Source organism: Kineococcus aurantiacus (assembly GCF_013409345.1).
Taxonomy (GTDB): Bacteria; Actinomycetota; Actinomycetes; order Actinomycetales; family Kineococcaceae; genus Kineococcus; species Kineococcus aurantiacus.
In genome coordinates, this window is the sequence record NZ_JACCBB010000001.1 from 1,729,447 (window position 1) to 1,755,217 (window position 25,771).

The 25,771-nt window shown below is 75.6% G+C and carries 29 protein-coding genes; 6 read left to right on the forward strand and 23 right to left on the reverse strand.

Annotated elements, in window-relative coordinates; genetic code table 11:
• Positions 1-4: 4 nt before the first annotated feature.
• The 14 genes from BJ968_RS08345 to BJ968_RS08410 form a co-directional block, all read right to left on the reverse strand.
• Positions 5-763, reverse strand: coding sequence for a cytochrome c biogenesis CcdA family protein (locus BJ968_RS08345; protein ID WP_179750860.1), 759 nt, complete (start codon positions 761-763; stop codon positions 5-7).
• On the reverse strand, positions 760-1,377 hold the full coding sequence (locus tag BJ968_RS08350) for a TlpA family protein disulfide reductase (protein ID WP_179750862.1): 618 nt from the start codon (positions 1,375-1,377) through the stop codon (positions 760-762). The genes BJ968_RS08345 and BJ968_RS08350 overlap by 4 nt, the downstream gene beginning before the upstream one ends.
• On the reverse strand, positions 1,377-2,018 hold the full coding sequence (locus BJ968_RS08355; RefSeq protein WP_179750864.1) for a histidine phosphatase family protein: 642 nt from the start codon (positions 2,016-2,018) through the stop codon (positions 1,377-1,379). Before BJ968_RS08355 ends, BJ968_RS08350 begins: the two co-directional genes overlap by 1 nt.
• Complete coding sequence (gene hemL / locus BJ968_RS08360) at positions 2,015-3,361, reverse strand: glutamate-1-semialdehyde 2,1-aminomutase (protein ID WP_179750866.1); 1,347 nt, start codon at positions 3,359-3,361, stop codon at positions 2,015-2,017. Before hemL ends, BJ968_RS08355 begins: the two co-directional genes overlap by 4 nt.
• Before the next feature lie 121 nt (positions 3,362-3,482).
• Positions 3,483-4,115, reverse strand: a complete 633-nt coding sequence (locus tag BJ968_RS08365) for a hypothetical protein (RefSeq protein ID WP_179750868.1) — start codon at positions 4,113-4,115, stop codon at positions 3,483-3,485.
• A gap of 126 nt (positions 4,116-4,241) precedes the next feature.
• On the reverse strand, positions 4,242-4,667 hold the full coding sequence (locus BJ968_RS08370; RefSeq protein ID WP_179750871.1) for a VOC family protein: 426 nt from the start codon (positions 4,665-4,667) through the stop codon (positions 4,242-4,244).
• Between the two features lie 20 nt (positions 4,668-4,687).
• A complete protein-coding gene (locus tag BJ968_RS08375) occupies positions 4,688-5,098 on the reverse strand; it encodes a helix-turn-helix transcriptional regulator (protein ID WP_179756404.1) in 411 nt (136 codons plus the stop codon).
• A 55-nt stretch (positions 5,099-5,153) separates the two neighbouring features.
• On the reverse strand, positions 5,154-5,810 hold the full coding sequence (locus tag BJ968_RS08380; RefSeq protein ID WP_343077900.1) for a class I SAM-dependent methyltransferase: 657 nt from the start codon (positions 5,808-5,810) through the stop codon (positions 5,154-5,156).
• Complete coding sequence (hemB, locus tag BJ968_RS08385) at positions 5,798-6,778, reverse strand: porphobilinogen synthase (RefSeq protein WP_179750874.1); 981 nt, start codon at positions 6,776-6,778, stop codon at positions 5,798-5,800. Before hemB ends, BJ968_RS08380 begins: the two co-directional genes overlap by 13 nt.
• 17 nt (positions 6,779-6,795) lie before the next feature.
• Positions 6,796-8,586, reverse strand: coding sequence for a bifunctional uroporphyrinogen-III C-methyltransferase/uroporphyrinogen-III synthase (locus tag BJ968_RS08390; protein ID WP_218885673.1), 1,791 nt, complete (start codon positions 8,584-8,586; stop codon positions 6,796-6,798).
• A gap of 5 nt (positions 8,587-8,591) precedes the next feature.
• Entirely contained in the window at positions 8,592-9,581 is a 990-nt protein-coding gene (gene hemC, locus BJ968_RS08395; RefSeq protein ID WP_179750876.1) for a hydroxymethylbilane synthase, read from the reverse strand.
• Positions 9,578-10,897, reverse strand: a complete 1,320-nt coding sequence (locus BJ968_RS08400; RefSeq protein ID WP_218885676.1) for a glutamyl-tRNA reductase — start codon at positions 10,895-10,897, stop codon at positions 9,578-9,580. Before BJ968_RS08400 ends, hemC begins: the two co-directional genes overlap by 4 nt.
• A 9-nt stretch (positions 10,898-10,906) precedes the next feature.
• Positions 10,907-11,623 (reverse strand): redox-sensing transcriptional repressor Rex, encoded by a 717-nt coding sequence (locus BJ968_RS08405; protein ID WP_343077901.1) that lies wholly within the window; start codon positions 11,621-11,623, stop codon positions 10,907-10,909.
• A gap of 195 nt (positions 11,624-11,818) precedes the next feature.
• Positions 11,819-12,094: a glutaredoxin family protein gene (locus BJ968_RS08410; protein WP_343077902.1), complete on the reverse strand. Its 276-nt coding sequence runs from the start codon at positions 12,092-12,094 to the stop codon at positions 11,819-11,821.
• Between the two features lie 43 nt (positions 12,095-12,137).
• On the opposite strand from BJ968_RS08410, the gene BJ968_RS08415 reads away from it, so the two are divergent.
• Positions 12,138-12,929, forward strand: a complete 792-nt coding sequence (locus tag BJ968_RS08415; protein WP_179750882.1) for an HAD-IB family hydrolase — start codon at positions 12,138-12,140, stop codon at positions 12,927-12,929.
• Positions 12,930-13,069: 140 nt separating this feature from the next.
• On the opposite strand, the gene BJ968_RS08420 is transcribed toward BJ968_RS08415, so the two are convergent.
• The 6 genes from BJ968_RS08420 to BJ968_RS08445 form a co-directional block, all read right to left on the reverse strand.
• The gene (locus BJ968_RS08420; protein ID WP_012085056.1) at positions 13,070-13,168 is read right to left on the reverse strand and encodes a 30S ribosomal protein bS22; all 99 of its coding nucleotides are present in this window, start codon (positions 13,166-13,168) and stop codon (positions 13,070-13,072) included.
• Positions 13,169-13,342: 174 nt separating this feature from the next.
• Positions 13,343-13,543 (reverse strand): helix-turn-helix domain-containing protein, encoded by a 201-nt coding sequence (locus BJ968_RS08425; protein WP_179750884.1) that lies wholly within the window; start codon positions 13,541-13,543, stop codon positions 13,343-13,345.
• A gap of 189 nt (positions 13,544-13,732) precedes the next feature.
• Positions 13,733-14,929: an acetoin utilization protein AcuC gene (locus BJ968_RS08430; RefSeq protein ID WP_343077903.1), complete on the reverse strand. Its 1,197-nt coding sequence runs from the start codon at positions 14,927-14,929 to the stop codon at positions 13,733-13,735.
• Between the two features lie 3 nt (positions 14,930-14,932).
• Positions 14,933-15,730: a pyrroline-5-carboxylate reductase gene (proC, locus tag BJ968_RS08435; protein ID WP_179750886.1), complete on the reverse strand. Its 798-nt coding sequence runs from the start codon at positions 15,728-15,730 to the stop codon at positions 14,933-14,935.
• Positions 15,727-16,539 carry a TIM barrel protein gene (locus BJ968_RS08440; protein ID WP_179750888.1) on the reverse strand — a complete coding sequence of 271 codons (813 nt, stop codon included), beginning with the start codon at positions 16,537-16,539 and terminating at the stop codon, positions 15,727-15,729. Before BJ968_RS08440 ends, proC begins: the two co-directional genes overlap by 4 nt.
• A 1-nt stretch (position 16,540) precedes the next feature.
• Complete coding sequence (locus tag BJ968_RS08445) at positions 16,541-17,482, reverse strand: Ppx/GppA phosphatase family protein (protein ID WP_179750890.1); 942 nt, start codon at positions 17,480-17,482, stop codon at positions 16,541-16,543.
• 65 nt (positions 17,483-17,547) lie between these two features.
• Here BJ968_RS08445 and BJ968_RS08450 point away from each other — a divergent pair, with 65 nt between their 5' ends.
• Together BJ968_RS08450 and BJ968_RS08455 are read left to right on the forward strand one after the other, a co-directional pair.
• Positions 17,548-18,360: a DUF3109 family protein gene (locus tag BJ968_RS08450; protein WP_179750892.1), complete on the forward strand. Its 813-nt coding sequence runs from the start codon at positions 17,548-17,550 to the stop codon at positions 18,358-18,360.
• The gene (locus BJ968_RS08455) at positions 18,357-19,049 is read left to right on the forward strand and encodes a methyltransferase domain-containing protein (RefSeq protein ID WP_179750894.1); all 693 of its coding nucleotides are present in this window, start codon (positions 18,357-18,359) and stop codon (positions 19,047-19,049) included. The genes BJ968_RS08450 and BJ968_RS08455 overlap by 4 nt, the downstream gene beginning before the upstream one ends.
• Here BJ968_RS08455 and BJ968_RS08460 read toward each other — a convergent pair.
• Positions 19,016-20,740, reverse strand: a complete 1,725-nt coding sequence (locus tag BJ968_RS08460) for an EAL domain-containing protein (protein WP_179750896.1) — start codon at positions 20,738-20,740, stop codon at positions 19,016-19,018. The two genes, BJ968_RS08455 and BJ968_RS08460, sit on opposite strands and share 34 nt — an antisense overlap.
• Positions 20,737-21,897, reverse strand: coding sequence for a diguanylate cyclase (locus tag BJ968_RS26480; protein ID WP_179750898.1), 1,161 nt, complete (start codon positions 21,895-21,897; stop codon positions 20,737-20,739). The genes BJ968_RS08460 and BJ968_RS26480 overlap by 4 nt, the downstream gene beginning before the upstream one ends.
• 115 nt (positions 21,898-22,012) lie before the next feature.
• On the opposite strand from BJ968_RS26480, the gene BJ968_RS08470 reads away from it, so the two are divergent.
• From BJ968_RS08470 to disA, 3 genes are all read left to right on the forward strand, one after another.
• Positions 22,013-22,375, forward strand: a complete 363-nt coding sequence (locus BJ968_RS08470) for a hypothetical protein (RefSeq protein WP_179750900.1) — start codon at positions 22,013-22,015, stop codon at positions 22,373-22,375.
• Between the two features lie 79 nt (positions 22,376-22,454).
• Complete coding sequence (gene radA, locus BJ968_RS08475) at positions 22,455-23,888, forward strand: DNA repair protein RadA (protein WP_179750903.1); 1,434 nt, start codon at positions 22,455-22,457, stop codon at positions 23,886-23,888.
• Between the two features lie 82 nt (positions 23,889-23,970).
• Positions 23,971-25,050, forward strand: coding sequence for a DNA integrity scanning diadenylate cyclase DisA (gene disA, locus BJ968_RS08480; RefSeq protein ID WP_179750905.1), 1,080 nt, complete (start codon positions 23,971-23,973; stop codon positions 25,048-25,050).
• Between the two features lie 7 nt (positions 25,051-25,057).
• Here disA and BJ968_RS08485 read toward each other — a convergent pair whose 3' ends face one another.
• The gene (locus BJ968_RS08485; RefSeq protein WP_179750907.1) at positions 25,058-25,750 is read right to left on the reverse strand and encodes a DUF7974 family protein; all 693 of its coding nucleotides are present in this window, start codon (positions 25,748-25,750) and stop codon (positions 25,058-25,060) included.
• Positions 25,751-25,771: the final 21 nt, after the last annotated feature.

Sequence of the window (25,771 nt, forward strand, 5' to 3'; positions counted from 1 at the left end):
ATGCTCAGATCACCGTCGTGTAGTCGGAGACGAGGTGGAACTGCAACCAGCTCACCAGCGGCTGGAACTGCTTCGTGACGAGCAGCAGGCCGATGGCGATGAGCAGCAGCGCACCGAAGCGGTCGAGGGCCACGCGGTGCCGGCGGAACACCGACAGGACGCGCATGCCGCGGCCGTAGGCGATCGCGACGAGGATGAAGGGGACGCCCAGGCCCAGGCAGTACGCCAGGCCCAGCCCCGTCGCGCGCGAACCGCTGGCCGTCGTGACGGCCAGCGCCTGGATCGCGGCGAAGATCGGGCCGATGCACGGCGTCCAGCCGATGCCGAACAGCACCCCCAGGACGGGGGCGCCGACGAGCCCGGCCCGGGGCCGCCAGCGGACCTTGAGCTCCCGCTGCGCCCACAGCGGCGAGAAGAGCAGCACGAGCCCGCCGAGCAGGACGAGGACGCCCAGGACGCGCTGCAGACCGCGCTGGTGGGCCTGCAGGACGTACCCCAGGTTGCCGGCCGTGAAGCTGATGAGGACGTAGACGACGGAGAACCCGAGCACGAACAGCAGCGCCCCGAGGAACATCCGGCCGCGCCGCTGCTGCTCCAGCCCTCCCCCGGACAGCCCCGTCACGTACGCGAGGAACCCCGGCACGAGCGGCAGCACGCACGGCGACAGGAAGGACACGAGCCCGGCGAGCGCCGCCAGCGGTACCGCCAGCAGCAGCGGACCGCTCTGGACGTACTGGGTCAGCGACGTCGCGGCGAGGCTCATGCGGGCGCGCTCGCGCTGGGGCTCGCGCCCGGGCCGGGGGCGGGGTCGGCGCCGGCGTCGTCGAGCAGGCCCGACAGCGTCAGCGGCCGCACGATCCCCGAGACCCGCGCGGCGACGCGGCCGTCGGTGTCCAGGACGAGCGTCGTCGGCGTCGCCTGCGGGGAGTAGGCGCGCAGCGCGAGCATCGCGGCCCCCGAGCCGGCGTCCAGGACCGAGGGGTAGGTGATGGAGAAGCTCTCCTGGAAGCTCTGCGCGATGGCGGCGGTGTCGTAGGTGTTGACGCCCAGGAACTGCACGTTGCGGTCCCGGTACTGCTGCCAGACCGACTCCACGTCGCGGGCCTCGGCGCGGCAGGGGGCGCAGCCGGCGAACCAGGTGTTGAGGACGACGACCTTGCCGCGGTACTGCGCCAGGTCGACCGTCGTGCCGTCCACGGCGGTGCCGGTGAACTCCACGGGCTCCCGGCGCTCACCGGGCTCCCACTGCACGGTCGTGCCGTCGCCCTCGATGTAGTTCTGGCCCTGGGAGGCCGGCAGGCCGTCCCCGCCGGAGCAGCCGGCGACGACGAGCGCGGACAGCGCCGCCACGCCGAGGGCCCTGCGCGAGAGGTCCATCAGGCGCCCGGGACGGGGTCGGCCCCGACGAGCAGGTCGGCGGCGGGCTCGGTGTAGGCCACCGAGACGAGGGTGCGGCCGGAGAACTCCAGCGACGTCACCGAGGCCAGGGCGCACTGCCGCTTGCGGGGGTCGTGCACGAGGGGGCGGTGCTCGGCGCGCAGCCGCGTCACCCACACCGGCAGCTGGTGGCTCACGAGCACGGACTCCCGCCCGGGGAAGGCGTCCCGCACGTCCCGCACGACCGCGGTCATGCGGGCGACCTGCTGCTCGTACGGCTCCCCCCAGCTGGGCTGGAACGGGTTCCACAGCCGCGGCCACACGCGGGGGTCGCGGATCGAGCCGGACCCGTCGGTGACGCGGTGCCCCTCGAAGCTGTTGCCGGCCTCGATCAGCCGCGCGTCGGTGCCCAGGTCCAGGCCGTGGGTGCGGGCCACCGGGGTGGCGGTCTCCTGGGCGCGCTGCAGCGGTGAGGCCGTCACCGAGGCGACGTCGTGGTCGGCGAAGAACTCCCCGAGCCGCTCGGCCATCGCCTGGCCGCGCTCGGACAGCCGGAACCCGGGCAGGCGCCCGTACAGGACGCGCTCGGGGTTCCAGACCTCGCCGTGCCGGACGAGGTGGACCGTCGTGCGGGCGCTCACAGCTGCCCCGCCCCGGCGGCCGCGGCGCGCGCCGCGGCGGGCAGCGCGTCGAGGACGCGGCCCAGGGCCGCCTCGTCGTGGCTGGCCGACAGGAACCACGCCTCGAAGGCGCTGGGCGGCAGGTGCACGCCCGCGTCGAGCAGGGAGTGGAAGAACGCCCGGAACGCGCCGAGGTCCTGCTGGCGGGCCTGGTCGTAGTTCGTGACGGCGTCCAGCTCGGTGAAGAAGACGCTGAACATCGACCCGGCGGTGTTCACCAGGTGCGGCACGCCGGCCTCGCGCAGCGCGGCGCTCGCGGCCTCGCGCACGGTCCGCGCGGCGTGCTCGACGGCGGCGTACACCTCCGGCGTCGTGCCGCGCAGGGTCGCCAGCCCGGCGGCCGTGGCGATCGGGTTCCCCGACAGCGTGCCCGCCTGGTAGACGGGGCCGGCGGGGGCCAGGTGGGCCATGACGTCGGCGCGGCCGCCGAAGGCCGCGGCGGGGAAGCCGCCGCCCATGACCTTGCCGAAGGTCAGCAGGTCGGGGGCGTGCTCGGGGCCGAGGCCCTCGTAGCCGTACCAGCCGGCGGCGCTGACCCGGAAGCCCGTCATGACCTCGTCGGAGACCAGCAGGGCGCCGTGCTCGCGGGTGGTGCGGCGCAGCAGCTGCGTGAAGCCCGGCTGCGGCGGCACGACGCCCATGTTCCCGGCGGCGGCCTCGGTGATGACGCACGCGATCCGGTCGCCGTGGACGCGGAAGACCTCCGCGAGCGCCTCGGGGTCGTTGTAGGGGATGACGACGGTGTCGGCCGCGGCGGTCCCCGTCACCCCGGGGGTGTCGGGCAGCGCGAACGTCGCCAGCCCCGACCCGGCCGAGGCCAGCAGGGCGTCGACGTGCCCGTGGTAGTGCCCGGCGAACTTCACGACGACGGGGCGGCCGGTGAACCCGCGGGCCAGCCGGATGGCGCTCATGGTGGCCTCGGTGCCGGAGCTGACGAGGCGCACCTGCTCGACGGGCTCGACGCGGGCGACGAGCTCCTCGGCCAGCAGCACCTCCCGCTCGGTGGGGGTGCCGAAGGAGAAGCCGTCGAGCGCGGCGGCGCGGACGGCCTCGACCACGTCGGGGTGGGCGTGCCCGAGGATCATCGGTCCCCACGAGCAGAGCAGGTCGACGTACTCCCGGCCGTCGACGTCGGTCAGGTACGGGCCCCGGGCCGAGGAGATGAACCGGGGCGTGCCCCCCACGGCCCGGAAGGCCCGGACGGGGGAGTTCACCCCACCCGGGATCACCGCGCCCGCGCGCTCGAAGAGCGCCGCGGACGTGGGAGCGGGAGTGGTCGTCGGGGCAGGCGTCGACGCGGTCACGGGTCCCAGTGTCGCAAGCTCCGCGGGGTGCGGTCGCCCCAGGGGCGTCTACGACGGCGTGTCGGAGGCCCGGCGTGACGGACCTCACGTCCGGCCCGCCCGGCGCGCGCGGGGCGGGCGGTCAGTCCCACCACAGGTACCAGCCGGGGCGGCCCGTGCGCCGGCACGTGCGGGGCAGGACCACCTGCGGCGCGTGGTCGGCGTCGTCGAGCCCGAAGGAGGCCTGGACGGAGGACCAGAACGCCTCGTGCTCGCACCCGGTGCCGTCGCACGGCTCCTCCGGGCCCACGAGCCGGAACTCGTCCAGCTCGGGGTGGTCGTAGACGACGATCCCCTCCGCCGTGATCCGCTCGTCGGCGCGCGAGGGCGGGACGAGGTAGCCGTGCACCTCCACCTCGCCCGGGTGGCCGACCGCGGCGACGAGGACCGACCCCAGGGAGGGGGCCCCGTTCTGCTTGTCGGCCAGCTCCTCGCGGGGCAGCCGCTGCAGCAGCCGGGCCGCGGCGGTCCACGGCAGGTCCCGGAAGCGGGCGATGTCGCGCGAGTCGTGGGGGCGGCCCAGGACGTAGGGCTCGAGGACCTCCAGCAGGTCGAGCGTCCAGCCCGACCCCTGGTCCTGCAGCCGTCGCCAGCACTGCTCCAGGGTCTCGCGGGGACGGCCGGCGGGTGCGGGGATCGCGTCGAGGGTCATGCGCCCACCCTGCGCCGCCCGGCGGTCCCCGCCGCCGGCGACGGGGACCGCTGTGGACGACACGCCGCCACCGCCCGGCTGTGGACACCGCGACCCCCCGCCCGCCCCTCCCTGCGCGAAGCACACGAAGGGCCCTCCCCGGCCCGTCCCGGGGGCCCGGAGCGTGCGGTGGGCCCCCGGGGAGGGACCTCAGGCCCAGGACGCGGCGGTCGCCAGCGGCTGGTTGAAGCGGAGCTGGTTGCCGGAGGGGTCGCGGACGCCGAAGTCCCGCACGCCGTACTGCTGGTCGACCGGCTCGGAGGTGATCTCCGCGCCGCCGGCGGACAGCCGGTCGTGCAGGGCGTCGACGTCGTCGGTCGTGAAGATCAGCCGGGACATCAGGCCCTTGGCGAGCAGGTCCCCGGCGGCCTCGCGGTCGGCGGGTGAGGCGTCCGGCCAGGAGCGCGGGGTCTCCAGGACGACGTGGACGTCCGAACCGGGCGGGGTCACGGTGACCCAGCGCATGCCCTCGTAGGAGACGTCCTGCGTCACCGCGAACCCGAGCAGGTCGCGGTAGAACGACAGGGCCTCGTCGTGGTCGTGGACGGTCAGCAGGACCTGGGAGACGGTGAGCACGCGACCGACGCTAGGGCGGCTCAGGTGCCGGGGGCTTCTCGGATCCTGCTCGGTCTGGCCGCCCGGGCCAGCACGCAGCTGGGGATGCCCGCGGCCGCCGAGTGGTCCCGGGCCCGGTACGCGCTCGGGGACTCCCCCACCAGCCGCGTGAACCGCGCGCTGAACGAGCCCAGCGACGAGCACCCCACCGCGAAGCAGGCCTCGGTCACGCTCACGTCCCCGCGCCGCAGCAGCGCCTTGGCCCGCTCCACGCGGCGCGTCATGAGGTAGTCGTACGGCGTCTCGCCGAAGGCGGCCTTGAAGCTGCGGGAGAAGTGCCCCGGCGACATGAGCGCCTGGCGGGCCAGCGTCGCCACGTCCAGCGGCTCGGCGTGGTCGCGGTCGATGCGGTCCCGGACGCGCCGCAGCCGCACGAGGTCCTCCCGCGACAGCGCCACGCCCCGAGTGTGGCCCCCGGCCCCCGCCGGGGTCGAGGGCGCGGGTCCCTCAGCCCCGCCGCAGCTCCCACAGCCCGTACTGCACGACGTAGGCGTACTCCTCGTGCCGCCACGCCGGCACGTACCGGTACGACCACGGCGACAGCCCCGCGGCGCTCGCCGCGGCGAGCTGGGCGGTGGCGTCGTAGCAGTGCATGTCGATGCCCGGCAGCCCGTCGGCGGAGAACTCCCGCCGCCCGGTGCCCACGGCGCGGTCCTCCACGGCCCCCACCAGCAGCCGGGCCCCCGGCGCGCACGCCGCCGCGAGGTGGCGCAGGGTGCCCGCCAGGTCCCGGCAGAACTCCAGGCACCCCACGGCCACGACGACGTCGAAGCGGCCCCACGCCGCCGGCAGCGGGTCGTGCAGGTCGTGCAGCTCGTAGCGCCCCTGCGGGCGCCCCCGCCGGGCCTCCTCCAGCATCCGCGGGGACAGGTCCGTCCCGGTGACCGAGACGTCCGGGGCCAGGTCGCGCGTCAGCTGCCCCGGCCCGCAGCCCAGGTCCAGGACCCGGCACTCGGGGGTGACGGCGCGCAGCAGGAAGTCCGCGACGAGCGGGCCGTAGTACTGGATCGAGCGCCAGCCGGGGACGTAGTGGTCGGCGAAGTCGTCGTAGTAGCCCTGCAGCGCCGCCCGCTCGCCGGGTCCGCCCACGCTCAGCCCAGCCACTCCCGCGCCGCTTCCAGGGCCCAGTAGCTGAGGACGATCTGCGCCCCGCCGCGCCGCAGCGCCAGCAGCGACTCCAGGGCCACCCGCTCGCGGTCGACCGCCCCGGCCTGCGCGGCGAACTCGACCATCGCGTACTCCCCCGACACCTGGTAGCTGGCGACGGGCACGTCGGAGACGTCGGCGACGGCGCGCAGGACGTCCAGGTACGGCAGCCCCGGCTTGACCATGACCATGTCGGCGCCCTCCTCGAGGTCGAGGCGCACCTCGCGCAGCGCCTCGGCGACGTTCGCGGCCGGGTCCTGCTGGTAGGTGCGGCGGTCGCCCTTGAGCTGGGAGTTCACGGCCTCGCGGAACGGGCCGTAGAAACCGCTGGCGTACTTCACGGCGTACGCGAAGAGCAGGACGTCCTCGAAGCCGTGCGTGTCCAGGGTCTCGCGCAGGACCCCGATCTGGCCGTCCATCATGCCGCTGGGCCCCAGGACGTGGGCCCCGGCGGCGCTCTGCGCCAGCGCCATCGACGCGTACCGCTCCAGGGTGGCGTCGTTGTCGACGCGCCCGCGCGCGTCGAGGACCCCGCAGTGGCCGTGGTCGGTGAACTCGTCCAGGCACAGGTCGGCCATGACGACGAGGTCGTCGCCCACCGCGTCCCGGACGTCCTTGAGCGCGACGTTGAGGATGCCGTCGGGGTCGTCGGCGCCCGAACCGCGGGCGTCCAGCACCTGCGGCACCCCGAAGAGCATGATCCCGCCCAGGCCCGCGGCGACGGCCTCCTTGGCCGTGGCGACGAGGGACTCGCGCGTGTGCTGCACGACCCCCGGCAGCGTCCGGATCGGCTGGGCCTCCTCGATGCCCTCCCGCACGAACACCGGCAGGACCAGGTCCCCCGGGTGCAGGTGCACGTCCGTCACCAGCCGACGCACGGCCGGGGTGGCGCGCAGGCGGCGCGGGCGGATCGGCAACTGCCCCACGGGGGACTCCTTCGGGTTCAGCGCGCCCGGCGGCGCGCGGACGACTTCTTCTGGCTGGGGCGCAGGACCGGCTCGCCCGCCTCGGCGGCCGCGGCGCGCAGCAGGTCCCCGTAGGCGGCCAGGCCCTCCACGAGGGACTCCGCGCTGGGCTCGGCGGCCAGCACGTCGACGCGCAGGCCGTGCTCCTCGGCGGTCTTCGCCGTCGCCGGGCCGATGCAGGCCACGACGGTCGACGGGTGCGGCTTGCCGGCGATCCCGACGAGGTTGCGCACCGTGGAGCTGGAGGTGAAGACGACCGCGTCGAACGCGCCCGTCTTGATGGCGTCGCGCACGGGCGCGGCCGGCGGGGCGGCGCGCACCGTCCGGTACGCCGTGACGTCGTCGACCTCCCAGCCGTTCTCGACCAGGCCCGCCACGAGGGTGTCGGTGGCGATGTCGGCGCGCGGCAGGAACACCCGGTTGATGGGGTCCAGGACGTCGTCGTAGGGCGGCCACGCCTCCAGCAGACCCGCCGCGGACTGCTCACCCTCCGGCAGCAGGTCCGGCTCGATGCCCCACTCCCGCAGCGCGTCCGCCGTCACGCCGCCGACCGCGGCGACCTTCAGGCCGGAGAACGCGCGGGCGTCGAGGCCGTACTCGGTGAACTTCTCCCGCACGGCCCGGACGGCGTTGACGGACGTGAAGCCGATCCACTCGTACCGGCCGGTCACCAGGCCCTTGACGGCCTTCTCCATCTGCTGCGGCGTGCGCGGCGGCTCGACGGAGATGGTCGGCACGACCTCGGCGGTGGCGCCGTGGTCGGACAGCCGCGCCGTGATGCCGCCGGCCTGCTCCTTGGTGCGCGGCACCAGGACCCGCCAGCCGAACAGGGGCTTGGTCTCGTACCAGGAGTTCTGCTCGCGCAGGGCGACGACGTCGCCGATGACGGCCGTGGTGGGCGAGCCGTCGATGACCGTGGCGGCCGTCTCCAGGGTCCCCAGGGTGGCCGTGGTCGTCGTCTGGGTCGTCGTGGTGCCGTGGGAGGTCAGCGCGACGGGCGTCGCGGCGGACCGGCCCGCCGCGAGCAGCCCGCGGGCGGCGGCGGCGATGTCGTCGCCGGTGCCCAGGACCACGACGGTGGCGTCGGCGTCGGCGTGCCGGGACCAGTCGAGCGCGCGCCCGGCGGGGTGGACCACGTTGACGCTGGAGGTGCTCGGCGTCGTCATGGGGACCCCGGCGTAGGCGGGGACCGCGTTGACGGCCGAGACGCCGGGCACGACGTCGAAGGTGACGCCGGCCTTGCGGCAGGCCGCGACCTCCTCGACGAGCCCGGTGAACGTCGACGGGTCGCCGTCCATGAGCCGCACGACCCGGCCGCCGGCCTTGGCGGCCCTCACGACGAGCTTGGCGCGCGCGGCGCGGGTCAGCGGCTGGCCGTCGTCGCCGAACCCGGCGTCGAGGACCTCCGCGCCCGCCCGGCAGAAGCGGGCGACGAGGTCCTGGCGGCTGCCCTGGTCGAGCACGACGACGTCCGCCGCGCCGAGCAGGTCCACCGCGCGCACGGTCAGCAGGCCCGGGTCCCCCGGGCCGGCCCCGACGAACGAGACGTGGCCGAGGAGCTTGTCCGCCTTGGCGGCCTTGTCCGACTTCTTCGCCGCGGCACCGGACCGGCCCGCCGACTTCCTCGACCGGGACTGCGCGGGCAGCTCGTCGCGGTCCTTCTTCGCGTCGACGACCTCGGTCAGGGCGCTCACCTCGACGGGAGCGTCCACCAGCGTGTCGACCGGCGCCTCGAGGGCCGGCTCGGCGACCACCGGGCTGTTCGTCATCGTGCTCACGAGCCACTCTCCGGATCGGGACGTGGACCGTCGTCGGAACGGTCCTGGGGGTGGTTCTCCAACGTGACTTCGGGCTCCCCTCCGCGGGCGGCGGGGGTCTGGCGCAGCTCGTGCTGCAGCAGGTCGTGGGCGGCCCGGGCACCCGAGGCGCGGGCGGCCGCCTCGTCCGGGACGGCTCCCAGGGGCCGGGCGCGCCGCACGAGCGCGCCCGCGGGGTCCTCGACGGCCACGTGCAGCGTGCCGGCGTCGACGTGCGCGCCGACGGGCGCCGAGCACCCGGCCTCCAGGGTGGCGAGCACCTGCCGCTCGGCGGCGACGGCCCGCCGCACGTGCGGGGCGTCGAGGGCGGCCAGGGCGGTGAGCACCTGCGCGTCGTCGGCGCGGCACTCCACGGCCAGCGCCCCCTGCCCGGGGGCGGGCACGAAGACGTCGGGGGCGAACAGCTCGGTGGCCTCCCCCAGCCGGCCCAGGCGGGCCAGCCCGGAGGCGGCCAGCACGACCGCGTCGAGCTGACCGGCGCTGACGAACCCGATGCGGGTGTCGACGTTGCCGCGGATCTCGACGACCTCGACGTCGGGGCGCAGCCCCCGCAGCAGGGCCCGCCGCCGCGGGGACCCGGTGCCCACCCGGGCGCCGGGGGGCAGGTCGGCGAGCGTGCGCCCGCCGGAGGCGACGAGCACGTCGCGCGGGTCCTCGCGCTCGGGCACGGCCCCCAGGGCCAGCCCGTCGGCGGGGGTGGTCGGCAGGTCCTTGAGGGAGTGCACGGCCAGGTCGACCTCGCCGGCCAGCAGCGCGTCGCGCAGGGCCGAGACGAAGACGCCCGTGCCGCCGATCTGCGCCAGCGGGGCGCGGTCGACGTCGCCGCGGGTCGTCACCTCGACGAGCTCGACCCGGGCCCCGTCGCGGCGCAGCAGGTCGGCCACCCAGGAGCTCTGGGTGGTGGCCAGGGCGCTGCGGCGGGTGCCGAGCCGGAGCACACGGGTCACGACACGCGTCCCACCGCGTCGGCGACGGTCCCCGACAGCGGGGCGTCGCCGGGCAGCGCGCCGGTGGGACCCACCTCGAGGTCGAACAGCGTCCGCAGCGCGGCCGCGTACCCGACGCCGCCGGGGGCCTCGGCCAGTTCCTTGACCCGCACGGTCGGGGTGTGCAGCAGCTTCTCCACGATGCGGTGCACCGCGCGGTCGACCTCGGCGCGCGTCGCGTCGTCGAGGTCGACGCGGCTGGCGAGCCGGCGCATCTCCCCCTCCACGACGTGCCGGGCCTGGGCGCGCAGCGCGACGACCGTGGGGGCCACGTCGGCCGCGCGCAGCGAGGCGGCGTGCGCGGCGACCTCCTCGGCGACGATGGCGCGGACCGCGCACAGGTCCTCGGCCACGGCCGAGCTGGCCAGGTCCGAGCCCAGGCCCTCGAGGTCCACCAGGTGCACCCCGCGCAGGGTCCCCACGTCGGGCTGGACGTCGCGGGGCAGGGCGAGGTCGGCGACCAGGAGCGGGCGCTGCGGGCGGTCCAGGACCGCCGCGGCGACCGTGGCCACGTCCAGGACGTGCCCCAGGGCGCCCGTGCAGCTGGCGACGACGTCGGCGGCGGCCACCTCGGCGCGCAGGTCGTCCAGGCCGGTGGCGCGGCCGCCGACGGCCGCGGCGAGGCGCTGGGCGCGGTCGGGGGTGCGGTTGGCGACGACGACGTCCAGACCGGCGCGGGCGAACGTCGTCGCGACGAGCGCGCTCATCGCCCCGGCGCCCACGACGAGGGCGCGGCGGCCCGCCAGGGGCCCGCCGACGACCGCCTCGGCCCGCTTCAGGGTGGCGTCGACCAGGCCGGCGCCGGCGGCGTCCAGGCCCGTCTCGGAGTGGGCGCGCTTGCCCACCCGCAGCGCGCTCTGCAGCAGGCGGTCCAGCGTCCCGCCGGCCAGGCCGCGCTCGTGCAGGTCCCGCAGCGCCAGGCGCAGCTGGCCCAGGATCTGGCTCTCCCCGACCGCCATGGAGTCCAGGCCGCAGGCGACCCGGAACAGGTGCTCGACGCCGGCGTCCTCGTAGTGGACGTACAGCTGCTCGCCGAGCTGGTCCAGCCCCAGGCCGATGCGGCGGCACAGCGCGTCGCCGACGTCGGCGACACCGCCGTGGAAGCGGGAGACGTCGCAGTACAGCTCAACGCGGTTGCACGTCGAGAGGACGAACACCTCCTCGACGTGCGGGGAGGCCGAGAGGGCGTCGACGACCTGCGCGGCGCCCGCGGCGTCGAAGCTGGCGCGCTCCAGGACGTCGAGGGAGGCCGTCCGGTGGGACAGGCCCACCACCATGAGCGCCACTCAGACCACCTCCCCGACGCGGTCGCTGACCGGGACCGAGGGGTTGGGCAGGGGGGTGCGCAGGGCGGCGCGCACGGCGCGGCGCTGGGCGTGGAAGGCGAGGATCTGGAGCTCCGAGGCGAGGTCGACCTTGCGCACGTCCACGTCGGCGGGCACGCGCAGCACGGTGGGGGCGAAGTTCAGGACGCTGGTGACACCGGCGGCGACGAGCCGGTCGCAGACGCCCTGGGCGTGCTCGGCCGGGACGGCCAGCACGCCGATGGTGGGTTCCCCGGGCCGCACGACGGTGCCGAGGTCGGCCAGCGGGCGCACGCGCAGGCCGTTGACGAGCTCCCCGACGACGTGGGGGCCGTCGTCGAACAGCCCCACGACCCGGAAGCCGCGGGTGGCGAAGCCGCCGTACCCGGCGAGGGCGTGCCCGAGGTTGCCGATGCCGACGATGACGACGTTCCAGGGGGTGGTCTGGCCCAGCCGGTCGGCGATCTGGCGGTGCAACCCGTTCACGTCGTAGCCGACCCCGCGGGTGCCGTAGCTGCCCAGGTGGGACAGGTCCTTGCGCAGCTTGGCCGAGCCGACGCCGACGGCCTCGGCCAGGGCCTCGGAGGAGACGGTCCGCAGACCGGCCTCGGCCAGCTCGGCGAGCGCGCGCAGATACTGCGGCAGACGCGCCACGGTCGCTTCGGGGACGTCGACCGTCCCCACCTCGTCCTCGTCCACAGCGGTCAGACCGGCACCCTCGTACGCGTTGCTCAGGCTCCGGGCGGACCCGGAACCACTGGTCGTGCGCCAGCAGCCTAGGCTCTTGTGAAGCCGCGCACAAAGTGGCGCCGTGCTCGCGTGACGAGAGACACGTCGCCCCTGACCTGCGCCTTCACAGGCAGGTGAGCCTCACCTCACCACCGCGGCGGTCCGTCACGCGCGGCGGCGCCGCCACCACCGGCGCCCCGCCAGCGCCTCGGTCAGCCGGCCGGCGTCCAGCCGCCCGAAGTCGCGCTCCACGCCGTCGACGAGCACCACGGGCACCTTGTCCGAGAACCGCCGCAGCAGCTCGGGGTCGGCGTCCACGTCGACCTCGGACCAGCCCACGCCCCGCGCGGCCGCGACGGCGCGCACCACCTCGCGGCCGTCGTCGCACAGGTGGCAACCCACCCTGGAGACGAGCACCACCCGGGGATCCCCCTCGCTCACCAGCACACCCTCCCTCGTCGGTCCCGCGGCCTACGATGCCGCAGTGCCCCAGCCCACGACGCCGTCGGCCGCACCGCTGCAGGCGGCGTTCTTCGACCTCGACAACACCGTGGTCCGGGGGGCGTCGCTGTTCTACTTCGCCCGGGGCTTGGCCGCCCGCGGGTTCTTCTCCCGCCGCGAGCTGCAGGGCTTCGCCCGCCGGGCCCTGCGCTACGCGCTGCGCGGGGAGGAGCTGGGGCACCTGGGCGAGGTCCGCGACCTGGCCCTGGCCTTCGTGGCCGGGCACTCCTCGGAGGAGATCCGCCGCATCGGGGAGGAGGTCTACGACGAGCACGTCGGGGCCAAGGTGCGCGCCGGCGCCCACGCGCTGGCCCACGGGCACCTGGCCGCCGGCGCCCCCGTGTGGCTGGTCACGGCCGCGCCCGTGGAGCTGGCCGACGTCGTCGCCCGCCGGCTGGGGCTGACCGGGGCGCTGGGGACGGTGGCCGAGACCGTCGACGGGACGTACACGGGGCGGCTGCTGGGCGAGCCGCTGCACGGGCAGGCCAAGGCCGACGCCGTGCGCGCCCTGGCCGCCCGGGCGGGGCTGGACCTGAGCCGCTGCGCGGCGTACTCCGACTCGGCCAACGACCTGCCGCTGCTGTCGATGGTCGGCTCCCCCGTGGCCGTGAACCCCGACCGGGCGCTGCGCCGGCACGCCCGCGCCCACGCCTGGCCCGTGCACGAGTTCCGCCGCTGGCAGCACGCGGCGCGCTGGACGGTGCGGGCCGGGACCGTGGGGGCCGGGGCGGTCGGGGTGGCGGTGCTCGTCGCGGGGGCCTGGCGCCGGCGCTGAGCCCGCCCGCGAGGGGGCGGATCGTTGTGACAACGCTCGCAGTCATCGCGAGCGTTGCCGCAACGATCCGGACCCCCACCCGCGCCGCGGCCCCGGACGCACGAAGGGCGGGCCCCCGCGGGGGCCCGCCCTTCAGCGGATCACTTCTTGTTGCGGCGCTGGTGGCGCGTGCGGCGGAGCAGCTTGCGGTGCTTCTTCTTCGCCATGCGCTTGCGACGCTTCTTGATGACAGAGCCCAAGGGGTCCTCGCTCACTCGATACGGCTGGGTTGCTGCCGGCACACCCCGGAGCGTGGCCGGCGTGCCGCTCGGGAGCGGCAGACCGTCGTCGAGTCTACCCGCCCCGCGGGACCCGTCGGCGACGCCGACCGGGCAGCCGACCGGGCAGCCGAGCGGACACGGGCCGGACCTGGGTCAGGCGGTGTCGATGTACGACTGCCGCAGGTACTCGTGGACGGCGTCCTCGGGCACCCGGAAGGAGCGGCCGACCCGCACGGCGGGCAGCTCCCCGTTGTGCACCAGGCGGTACACCGTCATCTTCGACACGCGCATCATCGACGCGACCTCGGCCACGGTCAGGAACCTGACCTCCGACAGCGGGCGATCCTCAGGCATCCCCACAGCACCCTTCAGTTCGCGCGCCAGCGATGCGCCGTCCCCCGCGGACGGCCCGGTGGGGGCGCGTTCACAGTCCACTGTAGGGGCACGTGTGACGAACGTGGAAGATCTCCGTGCGCAAAAAGTCACGCTGAGTGATCTAAACAGGCTGTGACCAGCGCTGACGCTGCGTAAAAACCCTGGGGATCAGTCGAAGTCCGGGTCCAGACCGTGCAGCGGGAACGCCGCCCGCCGCGTCGCGAGGATCGCGCGGTCCACGGCGTCGTCCGGGTCGTACCCCGACTCCCACCCCGTGAACGTCGCCGGTTCACCGTCCGTCATCGCCGTCGGCGCCTCCCGGCCGAACGTGCGCCGCACGTGCTCGCGCCACGCCGCCGGCACGGGCGTCGTGGGGTCCAGGGGCTGCTGGGAGGCCTCGGCCACCAGGTGCGCCCACGTGCGCGGCACCACGTCGACGACCTCGTACCCGCCACCGCCCAGCGCCAGCCACCGGCCCCCGGAGGCCTCGTGCGCCAGCGCGTGCATCGACGCCGCCGCCACCCGCTGGGCGTCCACCGAGACCCGCAGGTGACCCAGCGGGTCCAGCGCGTGGGTGTCGCACCCGTGCTGGGTGACCAGCACGTCCGGGGCGAAGGAGCGCACGAGCTGCGGGACGACGGCGTGCACCGCCCGCAACCAGCCCCCGTCCCCCGTGCGCGCCGGCAGCGCCAGGTTCACCGCACCGCCCAGCGCCCCCGGGCCCCCCAGCTCGTCGGCGAAGCCCGTCCCCGGGAACAGGGTCGTGCCGGACTCGTGGACGCTGATCGTCAGGACGCGCGGGTCGTCCCAGAACACCGCCTCCGTGCCGTCGCCGTGGTGGCAGTCCAGGTCGACGTAGACGACGCGCTCGGCCCCGTCGCGCAGCATCGCCACGATCGCCGCGGCCGCGTCGTTGTACACGCAGAACCCGCTCGCGCAGCCGGGCTTGGCGTGGTGCATGCCGCCCGTGAAGTTCACCCCGTGCCGCGTCCGGCCGGCCACCAGGGCCCGCCCCAGGTCCACCGAGCCCCCGACGATCCGGGCCGCGGCCTCGTGCATGCCCGGGAAGGCCGGGTCGTCCTCGGTGCCCAGGCCGAAGACCGCCTGGGCCTGCTGCGGGTCGGCCGAGGCCGCCTTGACGGCCTCGACGTACGCCGGGTCGTGGACCATCCGCAGCAGGTCGTCGTCGGCCGGCTCGGCCCCCACGACGCTCACCCCGGGGCGGTCGAACAGGCCCAGGTCCGCGCACAGCCGCGCGGTCAGCTCCAGCCGGACGGGCGCCATCGGGTGCCAGCGGCCGAAGTCGTACCCGTTGAACACCGGGTCCCAGACGACCTGCACCTCGTCGCGCGACGGCTCGCTCACGGCTCAGCCCCCCGAGAGCTGCTTCGAGCGGGCCGCGGCCGCCTCGACGGCCGAGACCAGCGCCGCCCGCACCCCCGAGTCGTCCAGCTGGCGCAGCGCCGCGGCCGTCGTCCCGGCCGGGGAGGTGACCTGCTCGCGCAGCACCGTGGGGTGCTGGCCGGTCTCGCGCAGCATGGCGCCCGCACCGACGACCGTCTGCACGACCAGCTCGGTCGCCGTCGCGCGCGGCAACCCCAGCAGCACCCCCGCCTCGACCATGGCCTCCACCACGTAGAAGACGTACGCCGGGCCCGACCCGCTCAGCGCCGTCACCGCGTCGAGGTGCTTCTCGGCGAGCACGACGGCCCGCCCGCACGAGCGCAGCAGGTCCTCGGCCTCGGCGAGCTGGGAGTCCGCGCAGTGCGACCCCGCCGCGATCCCGGCCATCCCCTCGTCCACCAGCGACGGCGTGTTCGGCATGACCCGCACGACGGCCGTCCCGGCCGGCACGCGCGCCTCGATGGCGGCGGTCGTGATCCCCGCGGCCAGCGAGATGAGCAGGACGTCCTCGGCCAGGTGCGGCGCGATGGAGTCCAGCAGCGCCGGCAGGTCCTGCGGCTTGACGGCCAGCAGCACCGTCCGCGCCGAGCGCACGGCCGTGACGTCCTCGACGACGCGGACCCCGAACCGCTCGTGCAGCTCCTGCCCCCGCCCCGCCCGGCGGTCCACCACGAGCACGTCGTCCGCGGCGCGGCCGGCGCGCAGCAGACCGCCCAGCAGCGTCTGGCCCATCACCCCGGCCCCGATCAGCGCGAGCGTCACGCCGTCACCTCCGGGGTCCGGGCCAGGTGCTCCCGGGCGAACTCCAGCGTGCGGGCCAGCGCGGCCTCCCGCGCCACCCGGCCCTTGGCCCTGCGCGTGTTCACCTCGGCCACCACCGTCCCCCCGAAACCGTTGCGCGCCAACTCCTGCAGCGCCGCGGCGACGGGTTGCGACCCGTCCCCCGGCACCAGGTGCTCGTCCTTGGCCGACCCCGCCCCGTCGCACAGGTGCACGTGCGCGAGCCGGTCGCCGAAGGCCCGGGTGAGCTCCAGGCTGTCCTGGCCGGACGTCGCGGCGTGCGAGTAGTCCAGCGTCAGGTGGCGGTACCCCAGGTCCGTGGGGTCCCAGCCGGGTGCGTACATGACCAGCTCCCGCCCCCGGGCGCGCCAGGGGAACATGTTCTCCACGGCCATCGTCACCCCGGTCCGCGCCTCCAGCTCCCCGATCCCGGCGACGAAGCCGGCGGCGTAGTCGCGCTGCCACCGGAACGGCGGGTGCACCACGACCGTGCCCGCGCCCAGCTCGGCGGCCAGCTCGGCGGACTTCTCCAGCTTGCCCCACGGGTCGCGGCCCCACGTGCCCTGCGTCAGCAGCAGGGTCGGGGCGTGGACCGACAGGACGGGGACCCCGAAGTGGTCCACGAGGCGGCGCAGCGCGGCCGCGTCCTGGCTCACGGGGTCGGTCCAGACCAGCACCTCGACACCGTCGTAGCCCAGCCGCGAGGCGATCTCGAAGGCCGCGGTCGTCGACTCCGGGTAGGAGCACGACGTCGACAGCCCGACCGGGGTGCGCGCGTCCACGGCGGCCACGCTAGTTCGCGCCCTGCGCCGTGATGGCGTCCAGGCGCCGCAGGATGATCCCCTCGCGCAGCGCCCACGGGCCCACGAGGGCCTCCTCCACGCCCAGCAGCTCGAACGCGGCCTCGGCCACCAGCGCACCGGCCAGCAGCTGCGGCGCGCGCTCCACGCTGACGCCGGGCAGGTCCGCGCGCTGCTTGCAGGTCATCCCCGCCAGCCGCGGCACCCACGCGGACAGGTCCTCGCGGCGCAGGACGCGGCGCACCACCGGGCCCTCCTCGGCGGGCGCGGCGCCGGCCAGCCGGGCCAGGCTGCGGAACGTCTTCGACGTCACGACGACGCGGTCGGGCACCCCCGCGCGGGTGACGTCGCGGACGCGGGAGGCGATCTGCTGGCGCACGTACCGGCGCACGTCGCGCACGTCCCCGGCCGCCGGCGGGTCCCCGGCGAGGCGGTCGCGCGTCAGCCGGCCCGCGCCCAGCGGCAGCGAGAACGAGACGTCGGGGGCCTCGTCGAGCCCGGCGGCGATCTCCAGGGAGCCGCCGCCGATGTCCAGGACGAGCAGCCGCCCCGCGGACCAGCCGAACCAGCGCCGCACGGCCAGGAACGTCAGGTCGGCCTCGGCCGTGCCCGGCAGCACCTGCAGCCGGACGCCCGTGCGCGCCTCCACGTGGTCCAGGACGGCCTCGCCGTTGGCGGCCTCGCGGACCGCGGACGTGGCGAAGGCCAGCAGCTCCTCCACCCCGGCGTCCTCGGCGGCCGCCGCGGCCGCCGAGACGGCGTCGGTCAGCGCGCCCACGCCGGAGTCGTCGATGGCCCCGTCGGGGGTGAGGTGCTCGGCCAGCCGCAGCAGCCGGCGGGTGGAGTGCGCCGCCAGCGGGTGGGCCCCCGGGTGGGCGTCGACGACGAGCAGGTGGACAGTGTTGCTGCCCACGTCCAGGACACCCAAGCGCACGCGCTGACCCTACTGTCCCCCGCGCGGTGCTCCCGACGCGCTCGCGCCGTGCTTACCCTGCACCGGTGCACCTGGAGACCCCGCTGGACACCGCCCGCCTGTGGCTGGAGTTCCCCGACCCGCAGGACGTCGCGGACGCGACCGACCCCGAGCACCAGCCCGAGACGGTCTACCGCGTCGACCTGACCTGGCTGACGAGCGACTACACGTGCATCTTCGGCGCCGGCTGCCCCGGCATCTACGCCGACCGGCCCGACGTCGGCTGCTGCGCCCTGGGCGCCCACTTCACCGAACCGGCCGACGAGGAGCGCGTCGCGGCCGTCGTCGCGCGGCTCACCCCCGAGGTGTGGCAGTTCCACGACGAGGGCCGGGCGCACGGCTGGACGGAGCTGGAGGACGGCGCGCGCAAGACCCGCGTGTTCGAGGGCGGCTGCGTCCTGGCCAACCGCCCCGGGTTCGCCGCCGGCGCCGGCTGCGCGCTGCACCTGCAGGCCCTGCGCGACGGGGTGGACCCGCTGAGGTACAAGCCCGACGTGTGCTGGCAGCTGCCGCTGAAGCGCTCCTACCGGACGGTGGAGCGCGGCGACGGGACGACCTACCTGGAGGTCAGCATCGCCGAGTACGACCGCCGCGGCTGGGGCGAGGGCGGGCACGACCTGGACTGGTACTGCACGGGCAACCCCGCGGCCCACGTCGGTGAGCGCCCGGTGTTCCGCAGCTGCGAGAACGAGCTGCGGGAGATGGTGGGCGACGCCCCCTACGAGGAGCTCGCGCGGCACTGCGAGGCGCTGGTGGCGACGACGCGCGGGGGGTCGGCGCACCGGCGGCTGCTGCCGCTGACGGTCCACCCCGCCGACCGGACCCGCGCGGGCCGGTGAACGGGGTCGTCCCCAGCCCGAACGTCTGGAACTCCCCCGACGTCTACGAGCTGGAGAACCTCGCCGTCGACCGCGGGCAGCTCATCGAGGCCCGGGTGCGCGAGGTCCACGACTGGGCCGGGCTCGACGTCCTCGACGTCGGCTGCGGGACGGGTTTCCACCTGCCCCGCTTCGCCGCGACCGCGCGGTCGGTGACGGGGGTCGAGCCGCACCCGCCGCTGCTGCGCCGGGCCCTGGCCCGGGTCCGGGACCTGGGCCTGGACGGCGTGCGGGTCCTGCACGGGGAGGCGGGGGCGCTGCCGCTACCGCCGGCCAGCGTCGACGTCGTCCACGCCCGCTGGGCGTACTTCTTCGGCCCGGGCTGCGAACCGGGGCTGGCCGAGCTGGACCGGGTCGTGCGCCGCGGCGGGACCGCGTTCGTCGTCGACAACGACGCGACGCGCTCCACGTTCGGGCGCTGGTTCTCCCGGTCGCTGCCGCAGTACGACGCCGTCGCCGTCGACCGGTTCTTCGCCCGCCGGGGCTGGACGACGGACCGGCTGGAGGTGGCCTGGGAGTTCGACTCCCGCGCCGACCTCGAGGCCGTGGTCCGCATCGAGTTCGCGCCCCGGCAGGCCGAGGCCGTCCTCGCCGAGCACTCCGGCACGGTCGTCGACTACGCCGTCGTCCTGCGCCACCGCTCGTTCTGACGCAGGTGCTCGACGGCCGCGTCCTCGGTGAGCGGTCGCGCGAAGAGGTACCCCTGCCCCCAGGTGCAGCCGGCCGAGGCGACGAGGGAGCGGACCTGGTCGGTCTCGATGCCCTCGGCGACGGTCACCAGGCCCAGGGCGCGGGCCAGCTCCACGATGCCGGACAGCACCGCGACCCCGGACTCCTCGGCGACGTCGTCGAGGAAGGACTTGTCGACCTTGAGGATGTCGACGGGCAGCCGGCGCAGGTACGACAGCGAGGAGTACCCCGTCCCGAAGTCGTCCAGGGCCGTGCGGACCCCCAGCGCGCGCAGGCCCCCCAGCACCTCCCGCGCCGCGGCGAGGTCGGCCACGGCCGCGCTCTCGGTCACCTCCAGGCACAACCGGGAGGGCTCGACGCCGTGGTGCCGCAGCCGGCCGGCGACGAGGTCGGCCAGGCCGGGGCGCAGCAGCTGCTGCCCGGACAGGTTGACGCTGACCTCGACGTCGCCGCCGAAGCGGGCCGCGGCGGCCAGCGCGGTGTCCAGGACGAACTCCCCGACCTCCAGGATCGTCTCGGACTCCTCGGCGATCGGCACGAACACCGCCGGCGGCACGTTCCCGCGCTGGGGGTGCTGCCAGCGCACGAGGGCCTCGAAGCCGACGGTCCGGTCGCGGGCGAGGTCGACGAGCGGCTGGTAGACCACGTGCATCTCCCCGGCACCCACGGCGTACCGCAGGTCGGCGGCCAGCTCGGCCCGCTCGTGGGCGGCGTCGAGCAGGGCGTGGGAGAAGGGCACGGCCCGGTCGCGGCCGCCCTGCTTGGCGGCGGTGAGGGCGACGTCGGCCCGGCGGAACAGCTCCCGCCCGTCCTCGGCGCCGTGGGCGGCCCCCACGACGGCGGTGCCGACGCTGGCCGTGACGCTCACGGGGCGCCCGGCGACCTCGACGGGTTCGCGCACGGCCCGCACGACCTGCCCGGACAGGGCCGCGAGCGCGCGCCCCACGGTGGCCTCCGGCCCGTGCAGCAGCACCGCGAACTCGTCGCCGTCGAGGCGGGCGAGGTGGCCGTCGGCGCCGACGACGTCGCCGAGGCGGTCGGCGACGCGGCGCACGACCTCGTCCCCGGCGCCGTGGCCGTAGCGGTCGTTGACGGCCTTGAGCCCGTCGAGCCCGACGAGCAGCAGCCCGCTGGTGGGGGCCCGCGTGGCCAGGGACGCGGTGAGGTGGCGCCGGTTGGGCAGCCCGGTCAGGGGGTCGTGGGTGGCGTGGTGCCGCAGCGCCTCCAGGGTGCGGCGCTCGTCGGTGGTGTCGCGGCAGTTCCACACGACGCCGCGCACGCCCGGCACGTGCCGGGCGTCGCTGAAGCGGACGCGGGTCCAGCGCACCTCCCCGGTGGAGCGCACGAGGTAGCGGTGGTCGCTGTCGCGGGGCCCGGCGCCGGGCTCGCAGGCGGCGGTGAGGACCGCGCGGGCGGCGGCCCGGTCCTCGGGGTGGACCCACCCGAAGGCGTCGTGGCCGAGCAGGGCCCACCGGTCGATGCCCCAGCGGCGGCTGAACGTGGGGCTGCAGAACTTGATCGAGCCGTCGGCGCCGGTGACGAGGACCTCGTCGCTGGCCTCGCGGGCCAGCGCCTCGTAGCTGGGGGAGACGGCCGGCACGCCGAGGCCGCGCAGCCGCTCGCCCAGGCGCAGCCAGCGGCCGCGGCTCACGGAGCCACCCCTCCGACCAGCCGCTCGACGACCTGCTCGGCCACCCGCTCGACGACCCGGTCCCGGCCGGCGGCCTTGGCCGCGTAGACGGCCCGGTCGGCCTGCGCGAACGCCTGCTCCCACGCACCGGTGGCCGCTCCCACGCTCACCGTGACGACACCCCCGGCGGGGTGGGGCAGGGCCAGGTCCCGCACGGCGGTGCGCAGCCGCTCCCCCGCGGCCGCGGCGTCGCCGCCGTCGGTCAGCACGACGACGAACTCCTCCCCGCCCAGGCGCGCCACGACGTCGTCGGGCCGCGAGCCGGCGGTCAGGGCGGCGGCGACGCTCGCCAGGCACCGGTCGCCCTGCAGGTGGCCCACCCGGTCGTTGTACTGCTTGAAGTGGTCGACGTCGACCACGAGGACGCCGACGGGACCGGCGGGCAGCCGCTCGGCCAGCCCGCGCCGGTTGAGCAGGCCGGTGAGCTCGTCGCGCACGGCGGCCTCGGCCAGGGCGGTGATGAGCTGCTCCCGCTCGGCGGCCAGGGCGCGCTCGCGGCGCACGGCGGTGAAGCGGGCGCGTTCGCTGCGCTCGACGTCGTGCGCCATGACGAGGCCGAACAGGCCGCTGACGGCGACGGCGAGGAGGGCGGCGACCTCGACGGGCCCGGAGTCGGCGCCGACGAGCGCCTGGCCCCAGGCGAAGGCCGCGAGCATGGCCGTGAGGCAGCCCGCCGCCCAGCGCACGTCGGTGCGCAGCAGCGTCACGAAGAAGACGACCACGACGAAGGAGCCGCCGAAGTAGGCGCCGCCGAGGGCGCCGGGGGCGTGGTGCTGCACGACGCCCAGGGAGGCCACGACGAGGACGGCGGTCCCGCAGGCGACGAGGCCGTCGACCGCGGAGGCCGGTTCGGCCCGCAGCCGGCGGGACCGGAGGAGGAGGCCGGCGAGCACCAGGGGCGTGACGAGCCCGAACCGCAGCGCGAGGGAGAGCCCGAGGACCTGCGGGGCGAGGACGGCGTCGACGAGGGCGTAGGCGTCGAACAGCAGCAGCCCCATGACGGCGGTGAGGGTGAACCAGCGCGAGCGCGCCGCGTTGCGCGCGACCCGGTACTCGCGCTCGACGTCGGGGGCGAACAGCTCGGGGAAGCGCGGCAGCGGCACCGGTCGCGGGGTCACCCAGGTGTCCTCGGCCCGCGGGGGCGGCACCCGGAGCGCGCGTCACCCGCGCGGCGTAGGTGTCCGTGCGCCACCTGGGTCGCCGCGGGGGGCCCCGAGCGTGGATGATGGGGGCATGAGCGCGCACACCACCCCGTCCCGTCACGAGGAACAGCGGGCGATCGCCCCGATCCGCTGGCCCAGGCCCAGCGGCGGCACGGTCGTCGCCCTGGTCATCTGGCTGGTCGGCGTGCTGGTCTCGGCGGTCGTGCCGCTGCTGCTGCTCGGCGCGGACCCGTACGAGGCGGCCCCCGGTGGCCGGATCGTGGTCGGGCTGGTCTTCACGCTCGTCGGCGCGCTCATCATGGTGTTCTCCGCGTACCTGCTGTACCGCAAGAGCGGCAGCATCGGCGCGGCGATCCTCGCCTTCGTGCCGAGCTTCGTGATGGCCGTCCTGGGCATCCTCATGACGACCATGAAGGTCCTGTACGGGGTCTGACCCCTCCCCCGCTCCGACACGACCCCCTCGCCGGCCCGGCGGGGGGGTCGTGTCGTACCCGGCGCCTACGGTGGCCGGTGTGCCCGCCAAGACCACCGCGAAAGCCCCCCGACCGTCGTACAAGTGCGCCGAGTGCGGCTGGACGACGGCCAAGTGGGTCGGCCGCTGCGGGGAGTGCCAGGCGTGGGGCACGGTCGAGGAGGTCGCCGGGGCCGCGAAGGTGGTGGGGCTGAAGTCCTCCTCGACGGGCACGGCCCCGGTCCGCCCGGCCCGGCGGATCTCGGAGATCTCCCGCGCCCGGGTCACCGACCGGCTGAGCACGGGGCTGGCGGAGTTCGACCGGGTCCTGGGCGGGGGGCTGGTGGCCGGGCAGGTGCTGCTGCTGTCCGGGGAGCCGGGCGCGGGCAAGAGCACCCTGCTGCTGACGACGGCGAACAGCGTGGCCTCCTCCACGGGCCGGCCGGTGCTGTACGTCTCGGGCGAGGAGTCCGTGGAGCAGATCGCCACCCGGGCCCACCGCATCGGCGCCACCTCCGAGCAGCTCTTCCTGGCCGACACCAACGACCTGGCCGAGGCCATCGGCCACCTCGACGCCCTCGGCCCCGACGTGGCCCTGGTGATCGTGGACTCGGTGCAGACGATGGCCTCGGGGGACGTGGAGGGCCGCGCCGGCGGGGTGTCGCAGGTCATGGAGGTCGCGGGGACGCTGACCCGGCTGGCGAAGGCCCGCGGCATCGCGCACTGCCTGGTCGGGCAGGTCACCAAGGAGTCGACGGTGGCCGGGCCACGGGCGCTGGAGCACGTCGTGGACACGACGCTGGCCCTGGAGGGCGACCGGCACACGACCCTGCGGCTGCTGCGGGCGGTGAAGAACCGCTACGGCGCGGCGGAGGAGATCGCCTGCTTCGAGCAGACCGACGCGGGCATGGTCGAGGTCGCCGACCCCAGCGCCCTGTTCCGCGCCTCCCGCGAGGCCCCCGTCCCGGGGACGTGCCTGGCCGTGACGATCGAGGGCCGCCGGCCCCTCATCACCGAGATGCAGGCCCTGGTCTCGCACACGAAGGCGCCCAACCCGCGCCGGGGCGTCACCGGCCTGGACTCCGCGCGCGTCAACATGCTCGTCGCGGTGACCGACAACAACTCCGGGCTGCGGCTGTGGGAGCAGGACGTCTACGCCGCGACGGTGGGCGGGTTGCGCTCCAACGACCCCGGCGGCGACCTCGCGGTGTGCCTGGCGATCGCCTCGGCCTCGGGGGGCTTCCCGGTGCCCCTGGACGTCGCGGCCGTCGGGGAGGTCTCGCTGTCCGGCGACATCCGCCGCGTGACGATGCTGGGGCAGCGCATCGCCGAGGCCGCCCGGCTGGGGCAGCGCCGCATCCTCGCGCCCCCCGGGGCCCGCGAGGCCGTCGCGCGCCAGCAGGTGAAGGCCGACGTCGTGGAGGTGGGGACGCTGGCCGAGGCCGTGCGCACGGTGCGCGGCTGGGCTCCCCGGGAGGAGCCGCCGCGCGGCTGAACCGTGCGGCCCTCCCGTCCCACCAGCACCCCGCTAGACTCCGCGCCAGGATCGTTCGCAGCGGAGTTCTCGGAGGTGCCCGGTGGTGGATCGGACTCCCGAGGAGGTCCTCCGGGCGACACTGGCGACGGTGGCGCCCGGGACGGAACTGCGCGACGGTCTGGAGCGCATCCTGCGCGGCCGCACGGGCGCCCTCATCGTCCTGGGTTTCGACCGGGTCGTGGACTCGCTGTCCACGGGGGGTTTCGCCCTCGACGTGGAGTTCTCCGCGACCCGCCTGCGGGAACTGGCCAAGATGGACGGCGCGATCGTGCTGGACCGCGACGTCTCGCGCATCGTGCGGGCCGCCGTCCAGCTCGTGCCGGACTCCTCCATCGAGACCAGCGAGTCCGGGACGCGGCACCGCACCGCCGAGCGCGTCGCGAAGCAGACCGGTTTCCCGGTCATCTCGGTGTCGCAGTCCATGCGGATCGTCGCCGTCTACACCGGCAACCGCCGGTACGTGCTGGAGGGGTCCGACGCGATCCTGGGCCGCGCGAACCAGGCCCTGCAGACGCTGGAGCGCTACCGCGCCCGCCTCGACGAGGTGACCGGCACGCTGTCGGCCCTGGAGATCGAGGACCTCGTGACGGTCCGCGACGTGTGCTCGGTCGTGCAGCGCATCGAGATGGTCTCCCGGATCGCCGACGAGATCTCCGGCTACGTCGTCGAACTCGGCGTCGACGGCCGGCTGCTGTCGCTGCAGCTGGACGAACTGGTCGGCGGGGTGGGTCCCGACCGCGAACTCGTCGTGCGCGACTACCTGGAGGCCTCCCGGCACGAGGGTCCGCTGGAGGACGTGCTGGACTCCCTGGCGGCCCTGCACTCCTCGGACCTGGTCGACCTGGCGTCCGTCGCCCGGGTCCTGGGGTTCTCCGTGGGCGGCGACTCGCTCGACTCGGCCGTGTCCCCCAAGGGTTTCCGCCTCCTCAACCGCATCCCCCGGCTGCCCGGGGCGATCGTGGAACGTCTGGTGGACCAGTTCGGCGACCTGCAGAAACTGCTCGCCGCGAGCATCGACGACCTCATGACGGTCGACGGCGTCGGCGAGCAGCGCGCGCGGGCCGTGCGCGAGGGGCTGTCGCGGCTGGCCGAGAGCTCGATCCTCGAGCGCTACGTCTGAGGCCGCCTCAGCTGGTCAGCGCGACGGTGACGGGCTGGGCGTCCACGCCGTTCCAGCTGCCGTCGATCGTGTAGTTGCCGGGCTCGACCATCGGCTGGCCGGTGGGGCACCCGGACTCCGAGCGCTGCCGGGACCACGTCACCGGCATGGCCCGCCGGCCGCCCGGTTCGAGGTCGTAGACCTGCGAGGCGGTCTGCGTCTGGCAGTCGGCGCTGGACCACACCTGCCGGCCGTCGAGGCTGGCGGTGAAGGTGCGCACCGCGGTGCCGACCTCCACCGAGCACGTCGTCTGCGACGTGTTCTCCACGGTGAGCACCAGCCTGACCGTCTTGCCGGGGCCGTAGGCGGAGTAGTCGGAGGTCAGCGTCAGGCTCAGCGACTGCGCCGGGCAGGCCCCGCCGCTGGTCCGGCTCGCGGTGTCGGTGGCGGTGGCCGTCCCCGTGGCGGTGCCGCTCGCGGTGGGGCTGCCGGTGGGTGACCCGGTGGGCGTCCCGGTCGGTGAGGCGGTGGTGCCGCTGGCCACGGTGCTGGGGTCGAGCTTCGTCGGCTGCTGGGCGGCCGCGTCGTCGGACCCGGTCAGCGCGCGGACCCCCAGGACGGCGAGCGCCGCGACGACGACGAGCACGAGCACCACGACGAGGCGTCGCCGCCAGTAGGTGCCCTTGTCCTCCGGTCCGACCGGGTGCAGGACGCTGCTCACGGCGCGAAGGTAGGGGCCCGG